This window comes from Flavobacterium sp. Root901 (assembly GCF_001429765.1).
GTDB lineage: Bacteria > Bacteroidota > Bacteroidia > Flavobacteriales > Flavobacteriaceae > Flavobacterium.
On record NZ_LMJB01000005.1, the window covers coordinates 514,758 to 539,344 of the forward strand.

At 35.7% G+C, this 24,587-nt stretch carries 16 protein-coding genes; 9 read left to right on the forward strand and 7 right to left on the reverse strand.

Annotated features, from left to right (window positions below):
- The first annotated feature begins 4 nt into the window (after nt 1-4).
- The 5 genes from ASE21_RS05935 to ASE21_RS05955 all read left to right on the forward strand — a co-directional run bounded on the left by ASE21_RS05935 (nt 5) and on the right by ASE21_RS05955 (nt 9,695).
- Complete coding sequence (locus ASE21_RS05935; protein ID WP_057121651.1) at nt 5-1,513, forward strand: RagB/SusD family nutrient uptake outer membrane protein; 1,509 nt, start codon at nt 5-7, stop codon at nt 1,511-1,513.
- A 13-nt stretch (nt 1,514-1,526) separates the two neighbouring features.
- Nucleotides 1,527-2,633: a SusE domain-containing protein gene (locus tag ASE21_RS05940; RefSeq protein WP_057121654.1), complete on the forward strand. Its 1,107-nt coding sequence runs from the start codon at nt 1,527-1,529 to the stop codon at nt 2,631-2,633.
- A 95-nt stretch (nt 2,634-2,728) separates the two neighbouring features.
- Nucleotides 2,729-4,111, forward strand: coding sequence for an alpha-amylase family glycosyl hydrolase (locus ASE21_RS05945; protein ID WP_057121657.1), 1,383 nt, complete (start codon nt 2,729-2,731; stop codon nt 4,109-4,111).
- Nucleotides 4,112-4,159: 48 nt separating this feature from the next.
- Entirely contained in the window at nt 4,160-6,340 is a 2,181-nt protein-coding gene (locus tag ASE21_RS05950; RefSeq protein ID WP_057121659.1) for a glycoside hydrolase family 97 protein, read from the forward strand.
- A 238-nt stretch (nt 6,341-6,578) separates the two neighbouring features.
- Nucleotides 6,579-9,695, forward strand: a complete 3,117-nt coding sequence (locus tag ASE21_RS05955; protein ID WP_057121661.1) for an Ig-like domain-containing protein — start codon at nt 6,579-6,581, stop codon at nt 9,693-9,695.
- A gap of 90 nt (nt 9,696-9,785) precedes the next feature.
- Here the strand turns inward: ASE21_RS05955 and ASE21_RS05960 are convergent, their stop codons facing one another.
- The 4 genes from ASE21_RS05960 to ASE21_RS05975 all read right to left on the reverse strand — a co-directional run bounded on the left by ASE21_RS05960 (nt 9,786) and on the right by ASE21_RS05975 (nt 15,159).
- Complete coding sequence (locus ASE21_RS05960) at nt 9,786-10,577, reverse strand: hypothetical protein (RefSeq protein WP_057121663.1); 792 nt, start codon at nt 10,575-10,577, stop codon at nt 9,786-9,788.
- A gap of 42 nt (nt 10,578-10,619) precedes the next feature.
- Entirely contained in the window at nt 10,620-10,919 is a 300-nt protein-coding gene (locus tag ASE21_RS05965; protein WP_128414659.1) for a hypothetical protein, read from the reverse strand.
- A gap of 273 nt (nt 10,920-11,192) precedes the next feature.
- A complete protein-coding gene (gene mfd / locus ASE21_RS05970; RefSeq protein ID WP_057121667.1) occupies nt 11,193-14,558 on the reverse strand; it encodes a transcription-repair coupling factor in 3,366 nt (1,121 codons plus the stop codon).
- Nucleotides 14,551-15,159, reverse strand: coding sequence for a hypothetical protein (locus ASE21_RS05975; RefSeq protein WP_057121668.1), 609 nt, complete (start codon nt 15,157-15,159; stop codon nt 14,551-14,553). Before ASE21_RS05975 ends, mfd begins: the two co-directional genes overlap by 8 nt.
- Before the next feature lie 296 nt (nt 15,160-15,455).
- On the opposite strand from ASE21_RS05975, the gene ASE21_RS05980 reads away from it, so the two are divergent.
- Nucleotides 15,456-16,394, forward strand: coding sequence for an L-threonine 3-dehydrogenase (locus ASE21_RS05980; RefSeq protein WP_057121670.1), 939 nt, complete (start codon nt 15,456-15,458; stop codon nt 16,392-16,394).
- Between the two features lie 172 nt (nt 16,395-16,566).
- Entirely contained in the window at nt 16,567-17,763 is a 1,197-nt protein-coding gene (locus ASE21_RS05985) for a DUF418 domain-containing protein (RefSeq protein ID WP_057121672.1), read from the forward strand.
- 83 nt (nt 17,764-17,846) lie between these two features.
- Here the strand turns inward: ASE21_RS05985 and ASE21_RS05990 are convergent, their stop codons facing one another.
- The 3 genes from ASE21_RS05990 to ASE21_RS06000 form a co-directional block, all read right to left on the reverse strand.
- Nucleotides 17,847-19,727 (reverse strand): M1 family metallopeptidase, encoded by a 1,881-nt coding sequence (locus ASE21_RS05990; protein WP_057122346.1) that lies wholly within the window; start codon nt 19,725-19,727, stop codon nt 17,847-17,849.
- Between the two features lie 63 nt (nt 19,728-19,790).
- Entirely contained in the window at nt 19,791-21,425 is a 1,635-nt protein-coding gene (locus ASE21_RS05995; RefSeq protein ID WP_057121674.1) for a S8 family peptidase, read from the reverse strand.
- Nucleotides 21,426-21,542: 117 nt separating this feature from the next.
- Nucleotides 21,543-22,409: an MBL fold metallo-hydrolase gene (locus ASE21_RS06000; protein WP_057121676.1), complete on the reverse strand. Its 867-nt coding sequence runs from the start codon at nt 22,407-22,409 to the stop codon at nt 21,543-21,545.
- Nucleotides 22,410-22,730: 321 nt separating this feature from the next.
- On the opposite strand from ASE21_RS06000, the gene ASE21_RS06005 reads away from it, so the two are divergent.
- Together ASE21_RS06005 and sufB are read left to right on the forward strand one after the other, a co-directional pair.
- A complete protein-coding gene (locus tag ASE21_RS06005) occupies nt 22,731-23,060 on the forward strand; it encodes a HesB/IscA family protein (RefSeq protein WP_026727150.1) in 330 nt (109 codons plus the stop codon).
- Between the two features lie 76 nt (nt 23,061-23,136).
- The gene (gene sufB / locus ASE21_RS06010; protein ID WP_057121678.1) at nt 23,137-24,585 is read left to right on the forward strand and encodes a Fe-S cluster assembly protein SufB; all 1,449 of its coding nucleotides are present in this window, start codon (nt 23,137-23,139) and stop codon (nt 24,583-24,585) included.
- Nucleotides 24,586-24,587 lie beyond the last annotated feature (2 nt).

Consider the following 24,587-nt stretch of genomic DNA (forward strand, 5'->3'; position numbering starts at 1 on the left):
AAAGATGAAAATTAAAAATATAGTAATCGCAGGAAGCGTTTGTTTCCTAGCACTTTTCAGCTGCACGGATGTCAGCGAAAATGTATACGATAAATATCCGGCAGACGAATTTTACGGAACTCCTGAAGGAGCAGATATCGCACTTGCCAATGTATATGCACAGATTCCGGGTGAATTCGCCAGAGAAGGTGCCAGCGGTGTAGGATATGCCGGAGCAGATAATGGCTGGTACGACATGAACTGTATGTCATCAGATGAACAGGTAATTCCACATAGAAATACAGGCGACTGGCAGCAGGATTTTGCCCGCCTGCACAAACACCAATGGCTGCCTACAGATTTCATCATTAACAATACCTGGAACTGGTTATACAAGGCTGTTTTTAATGCCAATTTAGCCGTTAGCTTACTGGAAAAATCAAATGCTGAAGCTTCTAAAATTGCCGAAGCAAAAGTACTCAGAGCTTTCTTTTACTATCTATTGATTGATGATTATGGAAATGTTCCTTTCTTCACAGACAATAATATCACGGTTGATAAAATTCCACAGTCAAGCCGTAAAGAAGTTTTTGATTTTATCGTGAAAGAATTGAATGAAAATGTACCATTACTTTCCGGAACAAAAGGCGGTAATTATTACGGAAGGTTTAATAAATGGGCGGGTTACACCCTGCTGGCAAAAGTGTATTTAAATGCAGAAGTTTATACGGGAACCCCAAAATGGAATGAAGCTTTAGCTGCCTGTAACAAAGTGGCTGAAGGCGGATTTACACTACACTCAGGTGCTGTCGATGCTTCAAATCCTCTTGGAAATAAATATTATGAATTATTTGGAGATGTTCTTCCTGAAGATGAAACAATTCTTTCCATTTATGCAACACTAGACGTTGTATCCCGTAATGTTTATGCAGTTCGCAGTTTATACGGTGCACATGCTCAGGCTTTGTTTGGTTACAGCGGATGGAACGGTACAATTGTCCCTAAAGAATTTTTCTTAAAATATGATGAAAATGATATTCGCAGAAAACAGTTTTTATTTGGAGAACAGCCGGGCGGATTCAATTATACCCTCGATGTAGCTTCTCTTGATAATCCGGGTGCAGATCCGCAGGCGGGAGTTCGTAATGTGAAGTTTTATCCTGCAGCACCAAGAACAGGCGGTGGAGCTTCTAATGATTTTCCAATTTTCAGATATGCAGATGTTCTTTTAATGATGGCTGAATGTAATGCCCGATTAGGAAATCCGGGTGCAGCAAAACCTTTTGTTGATCAGATTAGACAACGTGCAGGATTAGATGCGTTGACAGGAAACCCAACTCTTGATGATATTTATAATGAAAGAGGATTCGAATTAAACTGGGAAGGCCACAGAAGACAAGATATGATTCGTTTTGATAAATTTTTATTGGCAAACGAATTCAGACCTGCATCTCCAGCTTACAGAAAATTGTTCCCAATTCCAACTTCGGCTTTAAATGCTAATCTAGGATTAAAACAAAACCCTGGTTACTAAAAATAAAACTATCATGAAAAAATATATCAATAAATTAATATTACTGGGCAGTGTGCTTTTTCTGGGTTCCTGCGAAAGCGGAGCTGAATTAACGACATTAAAGTCGGTTAGTTTTCCTTCTGAAATTACAGCTTCATCCAACACTTTAATACTTACAGAAGATACTGCAGACGATCAGGTTTTACTTGTTTCATGGCCTTCAGTTTCTTTTCCTGTCGAAGCGCCGGTAACATACGCAATTCAATTTGATTTAATTGGAGATACAAGCGGAAGTAACGCATGGCAAAAATCAAAACGGGTTGAAGTGGGCACAGATGTTTTAAGCAAAACTTTAACAGGCAGGGATTTAAATAAAATTGCTGTCGATTTAGGACTTGAGCCAAATGCTGCCGGAAAACTAGTGGTTCGCGTAGAAGCTGCAATGGATCGAAAAATCTATTCTAATCCTGTTACTTTAACCATTACTCCATATGAAAAAAGTGTTGTTTTTGGTGAAATTTATATGCCTGGAAGCTATCAGGGATGGGCTGTCGAAACTGCTGCAGCTTTAACAGCAATTCAAAAAGGAATTTATCAGGGATACATGACAGTTCCGGTTGGAGCAGGTCCCGGCTTTAAATTAAATACGGCCAGAAACTGGGCACAATTTTACGGTGCGGGAGCTACAAACAATGATCTGCAAAACATGAGCGATACTGATTTTGTACTTCCGGGTGCAGGTTCATATCAAATTAAAGTAAATTTAAATACTTTAAAATGGAGCCAGACTCCGTATGCATGGGGAATTGTAGGGCCAGCATCTGCAACAGCAGATCAAACAGCCGGAGATCCAAATTATGGATGGAATCATTCTGTTCCAATGTCGTACGATCATGTTTCTCAAATTTGGAAAATTACAACAAACCTTTTACCCGGAGCTTTAAAATTTAGATTGAACGATGCATGGACAATTAATTACGGTCCTGCAGATCCATCAACAAATATTGTAAATCTGGATAATGGAGGAGCTTATACTATTGCTGAGGCAGGAACTTATGAAATAACGTTTAAAATTATAGAAACAGATGCGGCAGCAGCAGGTTATCCGGCAACTGCTATTACATCGATTGTTAAAAAATAATAAAAATTAAGTTTAGTTTGGTTTGAGTTTACCTGTCTTTTACTTCGAAAGGCAGGTTACTTCTCACCTCTCCGAACTTTAAAAAATCAAAAATTATGAAATTCAATATAAAAATCGTCTACGGATTTTTACTGGCATTAGCCTTTATTTCCTGCAGTTCTTCTGATGACGATACAAAGGGCACGGAATCTCCTTACACGCAGTATGGTACTCCATTTGATAAAATGCCAAAAAAGGAAGATGCTGTAATTTATCAGGTAAATATTCGTGCTTTCAGTCAGGCCGGAACCTTAAAAGGAGTTCAGGACAGATTGAGCCAAATTCAGGAACTTGGCGCCAATGTTATTTACTTAATGCCGGTGTATCCTGTTGGAAAAGTAAAAGCTTCGGGAGAATTAGGATCGCCTTATGCGGTAAAAGATTATAAGGCTGTAAATCCTGATTTTGGAACACTTCAGGATCTTCAGACTTTAGTTGAAGAAGCGCACAAAAAAAACATGGCAGTTGTTTTAGACTGGGTTGCCAATCACACTGCATGGGATAACAACTGGATTACAGAACATCCAAATTGGTACCAAAAAGATGCAAACGGAAATATCATTATTCCTCCGGGAACAAACTACAATGATGTGGCGCAGCTGGATTTTAACAATGCCGAAATGAAAAGCGCAATGATCGATGCGATGTCCTATTGGGTTTACAATGCAAACATAGATGGTTTTAGATGCGATTATGCTGATTTTGTGCCACAGACTTTTTGGTCGGAAGCAATTACTAAACTGAGAAAAATCAAGAAAACCCAAAACATACTAATGCTTGCTGAAGGTTCAAGAACAAACCATTTTGCTGCTGGTTTTGACTATACTTTTGGTTTTAACTTCTTTAGTACTTTAGAAAAACTTTTTAAAGACAGTAAACCCGCAACTACAATTCAGGATTCAAATGCAACAGAATATGCGAACAACTACAATCCGGAAAACAGAGTCGTAAGATACACCAGCAATCATGATGTAAATCTTAGTGAAGGGACTCCATTAGAGCTTTTTGGAGGCAAAAAAGGATCCATCGCGGCTTTTGTTGTTGCGGCTTATTTAAAATCTGTTCCGATGATTTACAACGGACAGGAAATTGGATATGCCCAAAGAATAAACTATTTCTCGAGAACTCCAATTGACTGGTCAACTGCAGATAATGAAATGCTGGCAGAATACAAAAAAATCATTGCTTTTAGAAAGACAAGTAATGCGGTTAAAAAAGGAGCTTTTACAGGTTATAGCAGTGATGCCGTGAGTGCATTTACAATGGAAAAAGACTCAGAAAAAGTTTTTGTGCTTTCTAATTTGACCGGCTCAACTGTAAAACATCTTGTTCCTTCCTCTTTAAAAGGAAACTGGAAAGACGCTTTAACCGGAACAGCAGTTAATGTTGGTACAGATATAACACTTCAGCCTTTTCAATATTTAATATTGAAAAATTAATTACAATGCAGCTTTAAATAAAATTAGATTTGCAAAAAACTAAATAACATGAATTTTCAATCCCAAAAATCATTGCGTCAAATTCGTTTGAGCAAAAAAACAGCGCTTTTATTTTTTGTATTCCTAAGTACAATCTGGCTTCAGGCACAAGAAATAAATTCGCCGGACAAAAATCTTTCTCTAAAATTTGAATTAAAAGAAGGCGGAATTCCTTCTTACCAATTATCATACAAACAAAAAGCAGTTATAAAACCAAGTTCTTTGGGTTTAGAACTACAAAGCCTGCCTTCATTTTTGGATGGTTTTACCATTACAAATACGGCACAATCTTCTGTTGATGAAAATTGGAATCCGGTTTTAGGAGAAGAAAAAACAATTCGCAATCATTACAACGAATTGGTTGTCACCTTAGCTCAGGCGAAAAATAACAATAGATTTATTCGTATTCGTTTCCGTTTATTCAATGACGGATTGGGATTTAGATATGAATTTCCAAAACAAAATGATCTAAATTATTTCGTAATAAAAGAAGAACGTTCTCAATTTAATTTGGCTGGTAATCATAAAATTTTCTGGATTCCGGGAGATTATGATACCAACGAATATGCTTATACAACATCAAAAATTTCAGAGATTCCTTCGTTGATGAAAAAAGCTACGATCGAAATCAATTCGCAGTGGCCAATTAAAGAATTGTCTGTACAAACACCTTCAATGATGAAATCTGATGATGGTTTATACATTAACATTCACGAAGCGGGATTAATCAATTATCCTGCTATGTATCTTGAAGTCGATGCTGTAAACAACAAAATGATAAGTCATTTAGCTCCGGATGCTGTTGGTGCAAAAGGTTACATCCAGACAGACGCTCAATCGCCTTGGAGAACAATTGTTGTAAGCGATAAAGCAACAGATATTTTAGCTTCAAAATTAATTTTAAATCTTAATGAGCCAACAAGTTATAAAGATGTATCGTGGATTAAACCTGTAAAATACATCGGGATTTGGTGGGAATATTTTGTAGCCGGAAAAAGTACCTGGGCTTTTGGAAAAGAAACAAACGTAAAATTAACAGATGATTTTACAAAACTTACTCCAAACGGAAAACACGGAGCCACAACAGAACGTGCAAAAGAATATATTGATTTTGCTTCTAAAAATGGTTTCGATGCAATTTTGATCGAAGGCTGGAACATTGGCTGGGAAGACTGGATTGGGAACTGGAAAGAAGAGGTTTTTGATTACGTAACAGCGTATCCTGATTTTGATGTAAAAGCAGTACATGAATATGCTGCTTCAAAAGGTGTAAAAATTATCATGCACCATGAAACATCCGGATCTGCAACCAATTACGAACGTCGTTTAGATCGTGCTTTTGAGTTTATGAACAACAATGGTTATGATGCTGTAAAGACCGGTTATGTTGGAAAAATTATTCCGCGTGGAGAACATCATGACGGACAATGGATGGTAAACCATTACATAAACGTTGCAAAACGTGCTGCCGATTATAAAATTATGATTGACAGTCACGAAGCGGTTCGTCCAACAGGCCTAAACCGTACTTTTCCAAACTGGATCGCTCAGGAGTCAGCGCGCGGCACCGAGTTTGAATCTATGGGAGGATTAGCTCCGGATCACACAACGATTCTTCCGTTTACAAGATTAATGGGAGGTCCGATGGATTATACACCCGGAATTTTCCAAACCGATCTTTCGTATTACGGAACCGGAAGTTCACAACGAGTAAATACGACTTTAGTTAAACAATTAGCTTATTATGTGACAATGTACAGCCCGCTGCAAATGGCTGCTGATATTCCGGGAAATTACGAACGTTTTCCAGATGCTTTCCAATTCATAAAAGACGTCGCTGTAGATTGGGATAACAGCTATATTCTGGAAGCTGAACCTGGGGATTATATTACAATTGCACGTAAAGCAAAAGGCAAAAGTGAATGGTTTATTGGCGGAATTACAGATGAAAATGCAAGAACAGCAAACATTTCATTTGATTATTTACCTGCCGGAAAAAATTTCATCGCCACTATTTATGCTGATGCCAAAGAAGCCAATTGGAATCAAAATCCGCAGAAATATACCGTTACCAAAGTTGTCGTAAACTCAAAAAGCAAACTGAAGCAATATTTAGCTGCCGGCGGAGGTGTTGCCATCAGCATTAAAGAAGGAACTGCTTCTGATTTAAAAGGATTGAAAAAATTATAGATTAACAGATTACAGAGTTTTTTTCGCCACGAATTACACGAATGCCACGAATTAAAGCACAATTAAAATTAGTGCAATTCGTGCAATTCGCGGCAGGAAAACTATTGCCCAAACTCGGGCTAAAAAACTTTACTATTGAAAACTATTAACCACAAATGTTTGTCCAATCTAAACAATGAAAGCGAGAATGAATGAATTTTAGTTGAAGATGCCGACAAGCATGTAAAAAACTATTATTATGAAAATCAACATTACCACAAGATTATTTCATATTACGAAAACACTGATTTGTTTTCTACTATTATTTGCAAGTTCAGTTTATGCACAAGATCCCGCGCAATACGGAACGCCATTTGCAGGTGTTCCGGATACGCGAGATATCAATATGTATCAGGTGCATATCCGTCCGTTTAGTGCCAGCGGAAATTTAGCCGGAGTAACCGCCCGTTTAGATAATATTAAAGCACTCGGTACCAATGTTATTTATTTAATGCCCATTTATCCCCACGGAACTGATTCCCGAAGTTCGGCTTCACCGTATTGTATAAAAGATTTTAAAGCCGTCGGATCAGAATATGGTTCTCTTGCTGATTTAAGAACTTTAGTAGATGGTGCCCATAGCCGCGGGATGGCAGTAATTTTAGACATCGCCATCAACGGAACTTCATGGGATCATGGGTGGACCGTTTCACATCCTGAATATTATAAGAGAACAGGCAATACGATTCAGCAATTAGGAAACTTCTCAGATATTGCTGCACTGGATCTTAATAGTTCTGCTACACGAGCGGCTATAAAAGATGTCATGCGTTATTGGATTTTCGCTGCCAATGTTGATGGTTATCGCTGCGATTATGCTAATAATCCTCCCCTTGATTTTTGGTCTGAAGTGAATTCAAATCTTAGAAGTATTTCTTCTCATAATTTATTAATGCTGGCCGAAGGAGACCGACAAGAAAACTTTCAGGTTGGTTTTGACATGAATTATGGTGACAGATGGTTTCACAGCGGTTTGTATGATATTGCTAACGGCGGACCTGTTTCTCAAAGACTTCAGGATCAAAGCACTTATGAATATGCTAAAGCAACTGGAAACCAACAAATAGTTCGATACACTGGTAACCATGATACATACACCAATGATGACGGAGTTAGAAGACCATTTATAGCATTTAAAAACCATAACGGAATTGTTGCCAACTTTTTAGTTTCGGCTTATATGAAAGGAGTTCCTTTTTTAATGAGCGGACAAGAAATTGATTATGAACCAAAAACCGACTGGCCATGGACGAACTTTAAATTTAACTGGTCGCAGAATCCTACTGCAGCTGCAGATTTTGCAAAAATCTTAAATTTCAGAACAAGCAGTGCAGCCATCAGACGAGGTGATTTAACTACTTATGCTAATGACGATATTAGTATTTTCACCAAAACATTAGGATCAGAAAAAGTAATCGTAATGTCGAATTTGAGAAATGCTTCTAAGTCTTATGTAATTCCGGCAGCTTTGGCAGGAACTTATGTAAATCCGTATAACAATAATGCTTCTGTTACTTTAATTGCAGGAACTACACAAAATTTTGCTGCATTCGAGTATTTGGTCTTAACCAATACAAATGCTCCGGTTGTAGCCGTTACAGGAGTTTCTGTAAGTCCGGCAGCAGCAACGGTTGGTTTAGGATCAACACAGCAGTTAAATGCAGCGATTGCTCCGGCAAATGCGACAAACCAAAACGTTACCTGGACATCTAGCAATACTGCAGTTGCTACAGTAAATAGTGCTGGTTTAGTTACTGCAGTTTCAACCGGAACAGCAACTATTACAGTAAAAACAGCTGACGGAAACAAAACAGCAACTTCGTCCATAACTGTTGCTGCAATTGCGGTTTCTTCTGTCGCAGTTTCTCCAACTTCTTCCAGTTTATATGCCGGAAATACACAACAGCTTTCAGCGACAATTTTACCGGCAAATGCAACAAACAAAAATGTAACCTGGAGTTCTAACAATACAGCAGTTGCAACTGTAAATTCAAGCGGACTTGTAACAGCAGTTTCTGCGGGAACAGCAACGATTACAGCTACTACACAAGATGGGAATAAAACAGCTTCTGCTGCGATTACTGTAAATCCGAATACAAATTTTACGGTTTATTTCTACAAACCAGCATCTTGGGGCACCGGGATTAAAATCTATTATTGGAATGCTTTACCAAGCGGAGTTCTGGCCAATGCGACATGGCCGGGAGTTAACATGACCGATGCAGGAAATGGCTGGTACAGTTATACCTTTACCAATGTTACATCAACCAATTTAATCTTTAACGACGGGACCAGCCAAACTGCCGATTTAACCCGAAACAAAACAGGCTGGTACATGAACAGCACTTGGTACGATTCAAACCCGGGAACTGGTGTTGCGGTTACAAGTGTAAGCTTAAGTCCAACAACAGCTTCATTAAATGTCGGCTCAACGCAGCAGCTTACACCAACTGTACTTCCTGCAAATGCAACCAACAAATCTGTAACGTATAGTTCTGGCAATACAGCTGTAGCAACTGTAAATGCATCAGGTTTAATTACGGCTGCAGCAAATGGAACTGCGATAATAACAGTTACAACAGCTGACGGAAACAAAACCAGCACTTGTACAGTAACCGTTTCAACACCATCTGGCGGAGGAAATTATTACACGATCAAAAACAGATGGACAGGAGCATATTTATCTGATGCCGGTGCAAATGTTGGTTATGGGACAACGATTTCTGGAAACAATTACAAATGGCAGAAAATTGCCATTGACGCTACTTATTTTGTACTTAAAAATGTGGCAACCGGAGAGTTAATGAATATCGAAAGCCAAACAGGAAGTGTTCAGTCTAATATTACAGATACTACTTTCTGGAGCGCTCAATGGTCAAGCGATTATATTGACGGGACTTGGGTAAGATTAAGAAACAGATGGCAGACAGGAAATATTATTCATGTTGAAAATCAAACGGGTTCTGCACAATACGGAAATTCACAAGACGGCTGGTACAGCGCACAATGGCAGTTAGAACCAATAACAGTTGGGACTTCAAAAGCAGCATTAAATATTGAAGAAGCTTCTACAACTAAAAAAGTAATTGGCATTTATCCTAATCCGGCGACTAATAATGAATTTCACGTTTTATTACCTGAATTAGAAAATGGAGATATTGCTGCAATTTCTGTTTCAGATATGAACGGAAGAACAGTTTTAACTGAAAAACTCTCTTCATCAGGAAAAATCGATCATCATTTATCCTCAGGAATTTATATTGTAAATATTGTTTCTAAAGATTTAAAAGCAACTAAAAAACTGATCGTTAAATAATTATTTAAAATTATAAACTAAAAGGCGTATGAAAATTTCATACGCCTTTTAATATTTTTCAACTATGTAATTTATTACCTGTAAGATTGATCAAATTGTTTGATATTGAAAATCTGTTGTTATAACTAATTTTCCTTCTAAAGTTGAAATTATCTTATTGGGATATTCTCTTCCGGCATAATCTTTATCCGTTGAAGGTTTACATTCGATTACCTCATTTTCCTTTGCTATATTATACAGGCTGCCTCTTTCAGGAAAGTCCATTACAATTTCCCAAAACAGGGAATTCCCAATTAAGCTGTAAGGATTTAGGCAGGAAGATTTAACTCCTTTTTTATCTGTAAATTCTATCGTCCTAAGCAAATTTCTAGATTTATTATAAATTTGGAAGAAAGAATTTTTCTTATCTGCTTTTATTATAATATCGTCTTCTACAGTTATTGCAGAACCACATGTACTTACCGCTCCTCCTTTTATGTATATGGAATTTTGTATAGAATGCACAAATATTTCACCATTCTTATATTGTAATGTCTTGATTAAATGAACCCCGGAATTCGTTATATACCTTTCAACAGAGTCAATTTTTCCCTGTTTATTATATGAAATAAGAGTAGAATCTTTTGTGAGATTTTGTATCTCGCCTGATTTAGTGATTGAAGATATTAACCTATTTTTACTGTCATAAGAATAATAGGTAATATCATTAAATACATCCTTGTTTTCTCCGGTTTTACAGATAGTTTGAATAGAGCTTCTGGTCAATAATACTGAAGTTCTTTTATTAGATAAAAAGTGTTGACTGTAAGAATAATTGATAAATAGTATGGTTAAAAAAAGAATCTTTTTAATTCTTTTGGTTTTATTTTTTCCTAAACACATGTCTAAAATTTAATATTGATAATTTCAATTTTATGTGATGATCTATCTTTTCTTTTCAGATAAAAACTTACCATTCCACATAAACTGTTTGATCTGTTTCTTTTTTTTGTAAACAGGATCGCCGTTTTTATAGTTTTTACCCGTATCTTCCCCATCTTCAATTTTTAAGAGAACAAGATTTGGTTTTCCTCCTTTATCTCTTGGGAAAATTAATTCTTCACTATGATAATCACCATCTCCCACAGATTTAATATTGTAAATTGGTATTAATTCATTGTTTCCAAAACCAAAATAATAAAGTCTGCTTGGTTCCGCAGGATTCACCTCCAATATTGATTTCAAGTACTTCCTTTATGTTTTTTAGTCCTTTACCTTCATACAAATTTGCCGATATAGAACTAAAGCTTTCTAATTCGTAAATGAGAGGAAATTTTAAGACGGTAATTCTTTTTTCTTTTTCATAAACTTTAATTTGCAAATATATTTTGTACAACAATAAAACGTTACTCTTAAATATTTTTAAAACAACAACTTAAGACAAATTTTAACCCATAAAAAAAGGCTCCCAGTTTTATCTGAAAGCCTTTATATTTAATTTACTTATTTATGTTTGTTTTACTCCTCAAACAATTCCATTAGTTCTAAAGCTCGTTTAATCGATTTCACATTTTCAAAAGTCAGCAATAAACGTAATCCATTGACAGTTTGCTTTTCTTTCATTTTGCAAAGAGAAGAATGTTTTTGGACAAAGTTTAAAACGTTTTTAAACTTCACAGACTGGTAATAATCTGATTGCTGGTCTGAAACGAAATAACCAATCATTTTTCCTTGTTTTAAAACCAATTTCTCAATTCCGACTCTTGTTGCAATCCATTTGATGCGGATGCTGTTTAATAACGCTACAGCTTGTTTTGGAAGCGGCCCGAAACGATCAATCAATTTTTTCTCGAATTCCTTTAAACCGGCTTCATCCTTAATTACGCTCAATTCATTATATAAAACCAAACGTTCGGAAACGTTGTTGATATATTCATCCGGGAATAACAACTCAAAATCAGCATCAATCTGAATATCTTTTACATATTCTTTGGTGTCAATATCATTTTCTTCCGGATATAAATCTTTGAATTCATTTTCTTTTAATTCCTCGATGGCTTCGTTCATGATTTTTTGATACGTATCAAAACCTATTTCATTAATGAAACCGCTTTGTTCACCGCCCAATAAATCTCCCGCTCCGCGAATTTCAAGATCTTTCATTGCAATATTAAAACCGCTTCCGAGTTCGCTGAATTGTTCCAAAGCCTGAATACGTTTTCTGGCATCTTCCGTCATAGAAGAATACGGCGGACAGATGAAATAACAGAATGCTTTTTTATTGCTTCGCCCAACGCGGCCGCGCATTTGGTGCAAATCCGATAAACCGAAATTATTGGCATTATTAATGAAAATCGTGTTGGCGTTCGGTACATCTAATCCGCTTTCGATGATGGTGGTTGCGACCAAAACATCAAAATCTCCGTTCATGAAACCCAGCATCAATTCCTCTAATTTAGCACCATCCATTTGTCCATGACCAATTCCCACTCTCGCATTTGGAACGAGACGCTGAATCATTCCGGCGACTTCTTTTATATTTTCGATTCGGTTATTGATAAAGAAAACCTGTCCGTTTCGCTGAATTTCATACGAAATCGCATCACGGATAATTTCTTCGTTAAAACCAACCACATTTGTTTCAATAGGATAACGATTTGGCGGAGGCGTTGTAATTACAGATAAATCGCGAGCCGCCATTAATGAAAATTGTAAAGTCCTCGGAATTGGCGTTGCGGTCAATGTCAGTGTATCTACATTTGCAGCAATCGTTTTTAGTTTATCTTTTACGTTAACGCCAAACTTTTGTTCTTCATCAACAATCAATAAACCAAGGTCTTTAAAAACAACATTTTTATTGACCAATTGATGCGTTCCAATTACAATATCGAGTTTTCCTTCGGCTAAATCCTTTAAAGTCTGTGTTTTTTGTTTGGCCGTTCTAAATCGGTTTAAATAACCAATAGAAACCGGCATGTCTTTCAATCGTTCAGAGAAAGTTCTGTAATGCTGATAAGCCAGAATAGTTGTCGGAACCAAAACAGCTACTTGTTTACTGTTATCAACGGCTTTAAAAGCTGCACGAATCGCAACCTCTGTTTTACCAAATCCTACATCACCACAAACCAGACGATCCATTGGGCGATCGCTTTCCATATCGGCTTTAACTTCTTGCGTCGATTTGGTTTGATCCGGCGTATCTTCATATATAAACGAACTTTCTAACTCGTTTTGTAAATAACTGTCCGGCGCAAACTGGAATCCTTTTTCCAAACGACGTTTTGCATATAGCTGAATTAAATTGAACGCAATATGTTTAACCCGGGCTTTTGTTTTCTGTTTTAGAACTTTCCAGGCGTTCGATCCTAATTTGTAGATTTTTGGAGGCGTTCCGTCTTTTCCGTTATATTTGGAAATTTTATGAAGCGAGTGAATGCTTACATACACGATATCATTATCGGCATAAACCAATTTTATGGCTTCCTGTGTTTTGCCTTCAACCTGAATTTTCTGCAAACCGCCAAATTTCCCGATTCCGTGATCAATATGCGTTACATAATCGCCAACCGAAAGTGCTGTTAATTCTTTTAGCGTAATATTCTGCTTTTTAGAATAGCCGTTTTTAATATTGAATTTATGATAACGCTCAAAAATCTGGTGATCTGTATAAGCCGTAATCTGATTTTCTTCATCAATAAAACCCTGATACAAAGGCAGTACAATGGTGTGATATTGTTTTCGGATGTTTTCTGAATTAGCTTCATCCAAGCTTTCAAAAATATCATGAAAACGTTTTGCCTGCGTTTCATTCGAACAGAACAAATAGTTTTTATATCCGTTAAAATGATTATCGCTCAGATTATTCAGCAATAAATCAAATTGTTTATTGAAAGAAGGCTGAGGCTGAATATGAAATTCGAACTTTTTAGTCGTTTTAAAAATTGGTTTTGAGGCCAATTCTACAATCGAAAAATCTAAAGCGCGTTTTATAAAGGCAGACTGATTTAAAAACAACTGCTCTGGCGCGGCATGTTTTATTTCTTTTGACAGTTTTTCAAAAGCTTCTTCTGCTCTTGCAAATTGCTTGTCTAACTGAGAAAAAAGCCCGTCGGTATTTTGAATAAAGATTACGGTTTTTTCGGCAATATAATCTAAGAAACTTTCACGGTTTTCCTGAAATATCTTGTTTTCGACATTTGGGATAATCGTGATTTTTTTGTGTGTTTCGACAGATAATTGAGTCTCCACATCAAAACTTCTGATGCTGTCTACTTCATTTCCAAAAAATTCTATCCTGTACGGATGATCGTTAGAAAAAGAAAAGACATCGACAATTCCGCCTCGAACCGAAAATTCGCCGGGTTCTGTAATAAAATCAACTCTTTTAAATTCATATTCAAACAGAACTTCGTTAATAAAATCAATCGAAATTTTATCGTTTAAAGAAACCTTTAAAGTGTTTTTATCCAATTGCTGACGTGTAACTACTTTTTCAAAAAGTGCTTCCGGATAGGTAACAATTACGGCTGGTTTTTTTCTGGAATTGATTCGGTTTAAAACCTCAGCGCGAAGCAAAACATTTGCATTGTCAGTTTCGTCAACCTGATACGGACGACGAAATGAAGCCGGATAAAACAAAACATCCTGCTCACCAATCATTTGTTCCAGATCATTCAGGTAATAAGCCGCTTCTTCTTTATTGTCTAAAACAATTAAAAAAGGCAGTTCCGTTTTCTTAAAAACAGAACGTACTACAAAGGAAACTGCAGATCCAAGTAAACCCTGAAGATGCATTTTTATCTGATTTCCCTCCAGCAGACCGGCTGCAATTTGCTGTGCTTTTGGCAAATTGTCGTATATCGTATATAAGGCGTTTTTACTCAATTCTTGGCAGATTTTGATCTTTTGGCGGCGCAGAATTCGGGATTGCGCGCGTTGTGTCTAACATTTTAAGGAAATCAGCTTCTCCTTCTTCTTTTGGAATTTTGGCTTTCTCGACTATTTTATCCATTTGTCTTTCTAACGAAACCAGTTCTTTATTGATTTCGCCAATTAAAAAAGCAACTTTGTCATCCGGAATCTGATTCAGATGAATAAATAAATCCATCATTTTGATTTTGGTAATCAAAATCGAAATTCGGCTTTTTATTTGCGGCTGATTAAATTGAGCCGGAATATTATTATTTAATGCCAGTGCCTTTTTTGAAATCGCAGTCGATTTTTTTTGAAAAGCGCCAATGGTTTTTCTTGGCTTGTCGCCTATTTCTTTTAAGAAATCACGCCACTCTGCCCAGTTTCTGAAATTTTCCTCAGAAACTTCATTGATCGGCTCATCTATAAAAATCCAGGCTTTATCTATATTTTTAAATATTTTTTCTTTTTTCTTAGCTTCTTTAGCATTTTCAGCAAGACGCTTTTCATCCTCATTTTGACATGACTGAAGTGCAAAAATCAAGAGTAAAAACAGCGCTATTTTATATTTCATTTGATAAAATGTTTGATTGCAAAGTTACAAAGTAAATTTACAATTACGAATTGTGTTTTTATGCTAAAGATTCTATAAATCAAGGTTATTTTTTTACCGCAGATTTTACAGATTAAAATGATTTTAAATGTCGTATTAAGAAAATAATCTATAGTTAAAACCTACAGTGAATCAAACCTGTCAGGCAGAGAATAAAACAAAAAACAATCTTTATCATTGTTAATTTTATAATTTAATGTTTGAAAAAACGTTGATATTTGCGAAAACGTTATATTTGCAACACTAAATCTAAAGAAATGAACCCAAAAATATTAATTATTGGCGCCTGCGGTCAGATTGGAACAGAGCTGACTCAAAAACTGCGTAAATTATACGGAACCGAAAATGTAATCGCTTCTGATATTCGAAAATTAAATACTGATGTCGTTAATTCGGGACCTTTTGAAGTGGTCAATGCTTTAGATTTTAATCAGATCGAACATTTAGTAGAAGTTCACCAAATTACTGACGTTTATTTGATGGCCGCACTTTTGTCTGCAACGGCAGAAAAAAATCCCGCATTTGCCTGGGATTTGAACATGAATTCTCTTTTTCATGTTTTGAATCTGGCGAAAGCTGAAAAAATCAAAAAGATTTTCTGGCCTTCAAGTATTGCTGTTTTCGGACCCACAACTCCAAAAGAAAATACTCCTCAATATACTATTATGGAACCTTCAACGGTTTACGGAATTAGTAAACAGGCCGGAGAAAGATGGTGCGAATATTATCATAACATTTATGGTGTTGATGTTCGCAGTATTCGTTATCCGGGCTTAATAAGCTGGTCTACGCCTCCGGGCGGCGGAACTACAGATTATGCAGTTGATATTTTCTACAAGGCTATCGCCGATAAAAAATACGAATGCTTTTTATCATCTGAAACCAAAATGCCGATGATGTATATGGATGATGCTATTGAGGCCACAATCAATATTATGAAAGCTCCGGCAGAGGAAATTAAAATACATTCTTCATATAATTTGGCTGCAATGAGTTTTACTCCAACTGAAATTGCTTCCGAAATCAAAAAACATATTCCGGAATTTGAGATCACGTATAATCCTGATTTCCGTCAGAAAATTGCAGACAGCTGGCCGGCAAGTATCGACGACAGTTCTGCAAGAGAAGATTGGAACTGGAATCATAAATTTGATTTGGAATCAATGACTAAAGATATGCTGGAACATTTAGCATAACCTAAACAATACAATTCTAAGCGTGTTATTTTTTAAAATGACACGCTTTTTTTTTGAATTTTAGTTTTAAAAAAAGCATCCATTACATAATTTATTTACATTTGACAACGTTAAACAATTATCATTTTTATTTCAAAATCATCAATCAAATCACAACAAAAACATCAATCAAATGACAAATTCTTATTATCCTGTCGAACAAAGCAGAAGAACTGCAATTGTTGACATACTTAGGGGCTGGGCCATATTGGGCGTGGCAATTGGCAATTATGTTGATTTTCTATACATTGGTATAGAGAAAGAAATTAAGCATAGTACCTTTTCTGAAATACTTCAAATAACTAACCGCTATTTTTTCGCAGCAAAATCCTGGACCTTATTAACTCTTTTATTTGGTTACGGATTTGCCATTTTACTTAATAATGTAGCCTCAAAAGGAAAAAACCCTGTCGCTTTTTTTGCCTGGAGAATGGTATTATTATTTATCCTGGCTTTTATTAATTCTGCTTTCTGGCTTGGCGACATTTTAAAAGATTACGCTTTTTTAGGTCTCGTATTATTGCTTTTTTACAGATGTTCGACAAAAACCTTAGCCATTATTTCTGCTGTTCTTGTTGTTACCATTCCTTTTGTCATGGCGTATGTAAATGGCCTTAAAATCGAACATCCGACAATTGCGACAAATCCAGAATACTTAAAATTATATCATTCCGGAAACTGGATTGATTTTTTCAGGTTTCATCTCCTTGCCTCTTTTTACGAACAAATTATTGTTCCGGGTTATGCTATTACGGCTCATTATGTAATGCTGGCTTGTATGCTTTTTGGTTTTATGCTTCAAAAAATAAACTTTTTTGAACGTTTAAGAGAATTGAAGAAACTCTTAAAATATATCTGCGGTTTCAGTCTGGTTATTGCTGTCGTTATCGGAATTGTATTTAATATTGCTATAATCTACAAAGCCGGATTTCTAAAAATTTTCCATCCGCTTTACTGGCTGGTTTTAAGCACGATGGTTTTTATATCGACCGGAATCTGTCTTTTATATGTCAACGGTAAATTAAAAACGATTTTCAGTTATTTTAGCTCTGGCGGAAAAATGACCTTAACCAATTATATGAGTCAGAATATATTAGCTGCTTTTATTTTTTCGGGAATTGGTTTAGGAATTGCCGATTCCATGCCGTATTGGTTTTACTTTTTGCTGGCTGTTTTTATATTTATTATTCAATTATTAATAAGCAAATGGTGGCTTTCAAAATATAATTACGGTCCAGTTGAATGGCTATGGAGATCTGCCAGTTACAGACAATTGTTTCCTTTAAAGAAAACTCAGCCAGAAATCACTGCTGATATAAAAACGATATAATCATTCACGATTTTGAAATAAATTTGAAAATAAAAAAGCCCTTAAATTAAGTTTTAAGGGCTTTTGTAATTTATTAAAGTAACTTATTTCACTTCAAAAATATTGTTTGCAGGTTTTACATCTGCCATTAATCCGCTTGGATCAATTGTAATTTTTTTGATTGACGTTTTATTTTTGTCAATTGTAAAACTGTAATTTGACATTGCCCATGCCCAGTCTTCTATAACTGTTCTTTTTTCGTTTGGATTTGGATTCGGCTTAATGAAATTCATCATTCTTAACGGAATATAGAATGTTTCAGAAGTTCCATCAGTATAATCTACTTTTAAGTCAATTGGCATTGGCATTCTTCCAATTCTTTCCAGAGATATTGTTGTTTTTCCTCCATTGTCAGCAACGTCTTTAATTCCATAATCAATCGTATTTGCCGTTTGTGCCCAGTCAATTAAATACCAGTCTAACTCAGCTCCTGAAACTCTTTCTGCAGTTCTTTTGATATCATTTGGAGTTGGATGCTTGAATTTAAAATCGTTAAAATATCTTTTTAATGTTGCATCCAGATTTTCTTTTCCAATTACATATTCTAATTGCGCCAAAAAGATACACCCTTTTACATAAGATGAAATGCTGTAAGGACGGTTTTCATCATAACGGTCTCCATGTGTTGTCTGCGGCTGCTCTTTACCGGAATTAACTAAACTGTAATATGCAGCATAAGTTCCTTTAAACGGATTTGCTTCTTTTTTATCCCCTTTTAATTCATTTAAAGCACTGTCTTCGATGTAAGTTGTAAAACCTTCATCCATCCACGGATGTTTGGATTCGTTTGAAGCTAAAATATGCTGGAACCAGGAGTGTCCTAATTCGTGCGTTGCAGTTCCAAGAATTCCTTCAAGAGTTCCGTTTCCTAACATCAGAGTACACATTGCATATTCCATTCCTCCGTCTCCGCCCTGAATAAATGAATATTGTTTGTACGGATACTGGCCAACTCTATGGTTGTAATAATCCATTACTTTTACCATTAATGGCTCTAACTGTTTCCAGTTTGCAGTAGTTTTTTCGTTGTTTTTATAGAAGAAATGCAAATCAACATCGTTTGGTCCTTTTACGATATCATGTGTATATTCTTTGTCTGCTGCCCAGGTAAAATCGTGCACATTTGGGGCAATAAAATGCCATGTGAATGTTTTGGCTTTTTTAGGATAAACAACTGTTACACCAGCATCTTCGTAACCGTGGCCAATTATGTTTTTGTCTTGTAAATATCCTGAACCTCCAATTGTGTACTCTTTGTCGATTGTAATTTTTACATCAAAATTACCCCATACACCATGAAACTCTCTTGCGATGTAAGGATCTGCGTGCCATCCTTCAAAATCAAATTCGGCTAATTTTGGATACCATTGTGACATCGAAAGTTCTACTCCTTCAGAATTATTTCTTCCGGAACGACGAATCTGTACAGGAACCTGACCATCAAAATTTAATGTAAATGTAGTTTTTGAATTGGGCAAAATTGGCTTAGCCAAAGTCACTTCTAAAATAGTTCCCGATACTCTTGTCTGAGCAGAAACACCATCTTGTTTAAAATCGGCAATTTTTAAATACCCTATTTCATTCGGTTTTAAAGTTTCAATTCGGCTTTGTTTAGTTTCTTTTCCGTCAGCGCCTTTTACTTTATTTACCATTCTTCCGTCCGGATCTTTAATGAAATGAAGACGGGCATCCATTTCACTTCCCGGCTGGAAAGCATTTGGAAACAAATGATAAAACACTTTTCTTAAAGTATCAGGAGAATTATTGGTATAAACCAATTCTTGTTTTCCTTTATACTGATAGTTTTTTACATCCATTGCAACCTCCATTTTGTAGTCGGCATGCTGCTGCCAATATGGAGCGCTTTGGGCAAAAGCTGAGTTTAAACCTAAACCCAGAAAAGAAAGTAAAATAATTTTATGCATATTCATTTAAATAAAAAAATGGAAGAGCCGTAAACTCTTCCATTGGATTAGTATGTTGTTTTTTTATTTTTTTGACATTTTTTCAGCCATCAATAAAGCGTTATAAGCGTTTACCATTTTAGCTGTTTTTGATGATTCTGCTGATGAAACTGGTACAGCTTTTTGATCCGGATTTGGGTTTTCGCCCAAAACTACCATTGCCGGAAGAGCAACTCCGGAATCCATCAAAATATGTTTTACCTGAGAAGCTTTTAATTTTGGATAATAAGAACGAATCAAAGCTGCAACACCCGCTGCATTTGGAGACGCCATCGAAGTTCCCTGCAAATATTTGTATTTATTGTTTGGAATTGTTGCATAAATTTCTTCACCCGGAGCAAAAACATCAACATTTATTTTTCCGAAGTTTGAAAATCCTGCTACAACATTTTCTCCGTATTGTTTATTAATTGCCCCAATTGTAATCACATTATCTGCAAATTCTTTGATGTTGTCTTGTGAATCATTTGGATAATTAATGTTTTTAGTCTCATCAATATTATAACCGTCGTTTCCTGCTGCGTGAACAATTAAAACGTCTTTTTTAGCTGCATATTTAATAGCATCGTAAACCCATTGTTTGTGCGGAGAAAAACTTTTTCCAAAACTTCCGTTAATTACTTTTGCGCCATTGTCAACTGCATAACGAATAGCAAGAGCAATATCTTTATCGTATTCATCTCCGTCCGGAACCGCTCTTACGGTTAATATTTCAACGTTATTTGTAATTCCGTCTCCGCCTAAATTATTACCGCGAACCTGCGCAATAATACCGGCAACGTGAGTTCCATGAAGTGCTTTTTCTTTATCAGGACCAAAAACAATGTTATTACCATATTTAGTGTTTTTTATGTCTTCCGGATTATCACCAACCACTTTTCTTCCGTCAAATTCTTTGTTTAAGTTGTAGTTTAACTGGTCGTAAACTTGTTCTCTGTATTCTTCAAAATCAGCTTCAGGATCAAAAGTAGGCCCGGCATTTGTAAAAATCTGAGTCATTATCATTTTACTTCTTGAAACTTTTGGGTCTGTAGAAGTAATCGCTGCTAAATCTTCAATTTTATATGTCGTTTTATTAAGCTCTTTTTTGATTGTGGCATGAACGTCAAGTAAAAAATCTACCTGTTGTTTGTCTTTTAAAGCTTCTTCGTATTTTTTATTGTATTGTTCTAAGGCTTGTTTATATTCTGCAGAACCGTCGTCTTTCTTTTTAACAATACGCGTCATTTCCAGATTTTCGGCAACAGCATTTCCAAGAAAATTCCATCCATGAACATCATCTATAAATCCGTTTTTATCGTCGTCGATTCCATTTCCCGGAATTTCTTTTGGATTTGTCCAGATCATTCCTTTAAGATCTTCGTGTTCGATATCAACACCAGAATCTACAATTCCTACAATAACTTTTTTCCCTGTTTTTCCCTGAAGCAATTCGGCGTAAGCCTTATCAACACTCATTCCCGGAATAGAGTCTTTTATTAAATCCAGATGACTCCATCTTTTTAATTCATTTTCGCTGACCGGAGCTTTTTTTACAACTGCCAAAGGTGCTGTAATAAATTCTTTAGAAGTTGAAACTTGCGCTTGTAAAGTAGCGCTGCAGCCTGCTAAAACAAGTAATGCAAAAGCAGATAATTTAAGAGGTTTTATACGACTCATATATCTTGAATGTAATTATAAAGTTAAAAGTTGGGCCTAAATTATGCTTTTTTGTTACAAAAAGCTAACAGTTAACACTGTGTTATGAAATTATATCGAATTTTATGAGTTACAGTATTAAATATTCTTAAAAATATCCTCACAAGTATAAACGTCTTTCAACCTCACTCCTTTCTCTGTATGCTCAACAGTTATAATCTGATTGTGAGCATCGTGCTCTAAAAACAAATAATGATTGTTTTCGGCAGCAGCATTTAGGAATTTAGATTTTTCCGGCATTGTCAATAATGGTCTTGTATCGTAACCCATAACATACGGAAGCGGAATATGTCCGGCTGTCGCTAATAAATCGGCACAAAAAACGATGGTTTTATCTTGATATTGAATGTGCGGAATCATTTGCTTTTCTGTATGCCCATCAACATAAAAAATGTCGAAACCTAGTTCTTTTGAAAAACCAAAATCACTTTCAGGCCTTTCAATAAAATTCAATTGTCCGCTTTCCTGCATCGGAATAATATTTTCTGTCAAGAAAGAGGCTTTTTCACGTGCATTTGGTTTAACTGCCCAATTCCAATGATTCTCGTTGGTCCAGAATTTTGCATTTTTAAAGGCCGGTTCGTAAAAGGTTTTATCCGCATTCCACTGAACACTTCCACCGCAATGATCAAAATGCAGATGCGTCATAAAAACATCTGTAATATCATTTCGGTGAAAACCATATTTTGCTAAAGATTTATCGATAGAATGTGATCCCCAGAGTGAATAATAACCAAAGAATTTCTCCGACTGTTTATTGCCCATTCCAGTGTCAATTAAAATTAGGCGGTTTCCATCTTCAATAAGCAAACAACGCGCTGCAATATCAATTAGATTATTTTCATCTGCAGGATTGGTTTTATTCCAGATGGTTTTAGGAACAACTCCAAACATGGCGCCGCCGTCTAACTTAAAATTTCCTGATTCTATTGGGTAAAGTTTCATGAGTTTAAATTTCTAATAAGAAACAAAGCTAGGAAATCCAATTTCCTTATGCTAAAATCTGTTTAAAAACTTAAAATCAAATTTATTCACACCTCAATTCATTATTAGTTTTAAAATCACCAATGTTATTCTGCCAAAATAACTAATATCTATTTTAACATTTGTTATAATAATGTGAACCATTATGGAAAAAGGTTTTTAAGTCGTATCTTTGCAGATAATTTCATTTCTGCATTGACAGACAGCACTTTAAAATGTAATAATTTGATTACTTTTTAATGAATAATAAGGAATGTTGAAAAGATAAATACCATAAAAACAATGATAAAAGTTTCTGATACAGCCAAAAAGAAAATCATCGACCTAATGACTGATGATGGTTTTGATGCCGCTCATGACTACGTACGTGTAGGTGTGAAAAGCGGTGGATGCTCTGGTTTGTCTTATGATTTAAAATTTGACAAAACGAAAGGCGACGACGATAAAATATTCGTAGACAACGACATACAAATTGCAGTTGAAAAAAAATCATTTTTGTATTTAGCCGGAACAATTCTTGAATTTTCGGGTGGATTAAACGGAAAAGGTTTTGTTTTTAACAATCCAAATGCAAGCAGGACTTGTGGTTGCGGTGAATCTTTTTCACTATAAATTAAAAAGAATTTATATAAGCAAAATTTAAACTTTTCTGAATTAAAGTTTTTGAAGAGTTTTAAAAAACTAAAAAATGTCAAAATACACAGAAGACGATTTAAAAATCGAACTCGAAACTAAAGAATACGAATACGGTTTTTATACAAATATTGAATCGGAGACGTTTCCTATTGGCTTAAACGAAGACATCGTAAGAGCTATTTCTCTTAAAAAAGAAGAGCCCGAATGGATGACCGAATGGCGCATCGAGGCTTTTCGCGCCTGGAAAGAAATGATCGAGCCGGAATGGGCAAATGTTCAATATGAAAAACCGGATTTTCAGGCCATTTCGTATTATTCAGCTCCAAAACAAGTAGATCCAAACAAAACTCTTGACGATGTAGATCCTGAACTTTTAGAAATGTACAAAAAGTTAGGAATCTCTGTTGACGAACAAAAAATGATGAACAATGTCGCTATGGATATTGTTGTCGATTCTGTTTCTGTTGCTACGACTTTCAAGAAAACTCTGGCAGAAAAAGGAATTATTTTCTGTCCGATTTCTGAAGCTATAAAAGAACATCCGGAATTAGTTAAAAAATATTTAGGAACAGTTGTACCTCAAAAAGACAACTTCTACGCAGCATTAAATTCAGCGGTTTTCTCTGACGGAAGTTTCTGTTATATTCCAAAAGGCGTTCGCTGCCCAATGGAACTTTCAACTTATTTCAGAATCAATCAGGCAGGAACAGGACAATTTGAAAGAACGCTTGTTATCGCTGATGAAGGAAGTTACGTTTCTTACCTAGAAGGATGTACTGCTCCAAGCCGTGACGAAAATCAATTACACGCCGCTGTGGTTGAGTTAATCGCTTTGGATGATGCTGAAATTAAATATTCTACTGTTCAAAACTGGTTCCCTGGAAATAAAGAAGGAAAAGGCGGGGTTTATAATTTCGTAACCAAAAGAGGTTTATGTGAAACAAACGCTAAAATTTCCTGGACACAGGTTGAAACAGGTTCTGCCGTTACTTGGAAATATCCTTCTTGTGTATTAAAAGGAGATAATTCGGTTGGAGAATTTTATTCTATCGCCGTTACCAATAATTTCCAACAGGCAGATACGGGAACTAAAATGATCCATTTAGGAAAAAATACTAAATCGACTATTATTTCTAAAGGTATTTCAGCTGGAAAATCACAAAATAGTTATAGAGGATTAGTGCAAATTTCGCCAAGAGCGGAGAATGCAAGAAACTTTTCGCAATGTGATTCTTTATTAATGGGTAATAATTGCGGAGCGCATACTTTTCCGTATATCGAAAGTAAAAATCCATCAGCTAAAATTGAGCACGAAGCAACTACAAGTAAAATTGGAGAAGATCAGGTTTTTTACTGTAACCAAAGAGGTATTCCGACTGAAAAGGCGATTGCTTTAATTGTAAATGGTTTCAGTAAAGATGTATTGAACAAACTACCAATGGAATTTGCTGTTGAAGCTCAAAAATTATTAGAGATTTCTTTAGAAGGTTCTGTAGGATAATT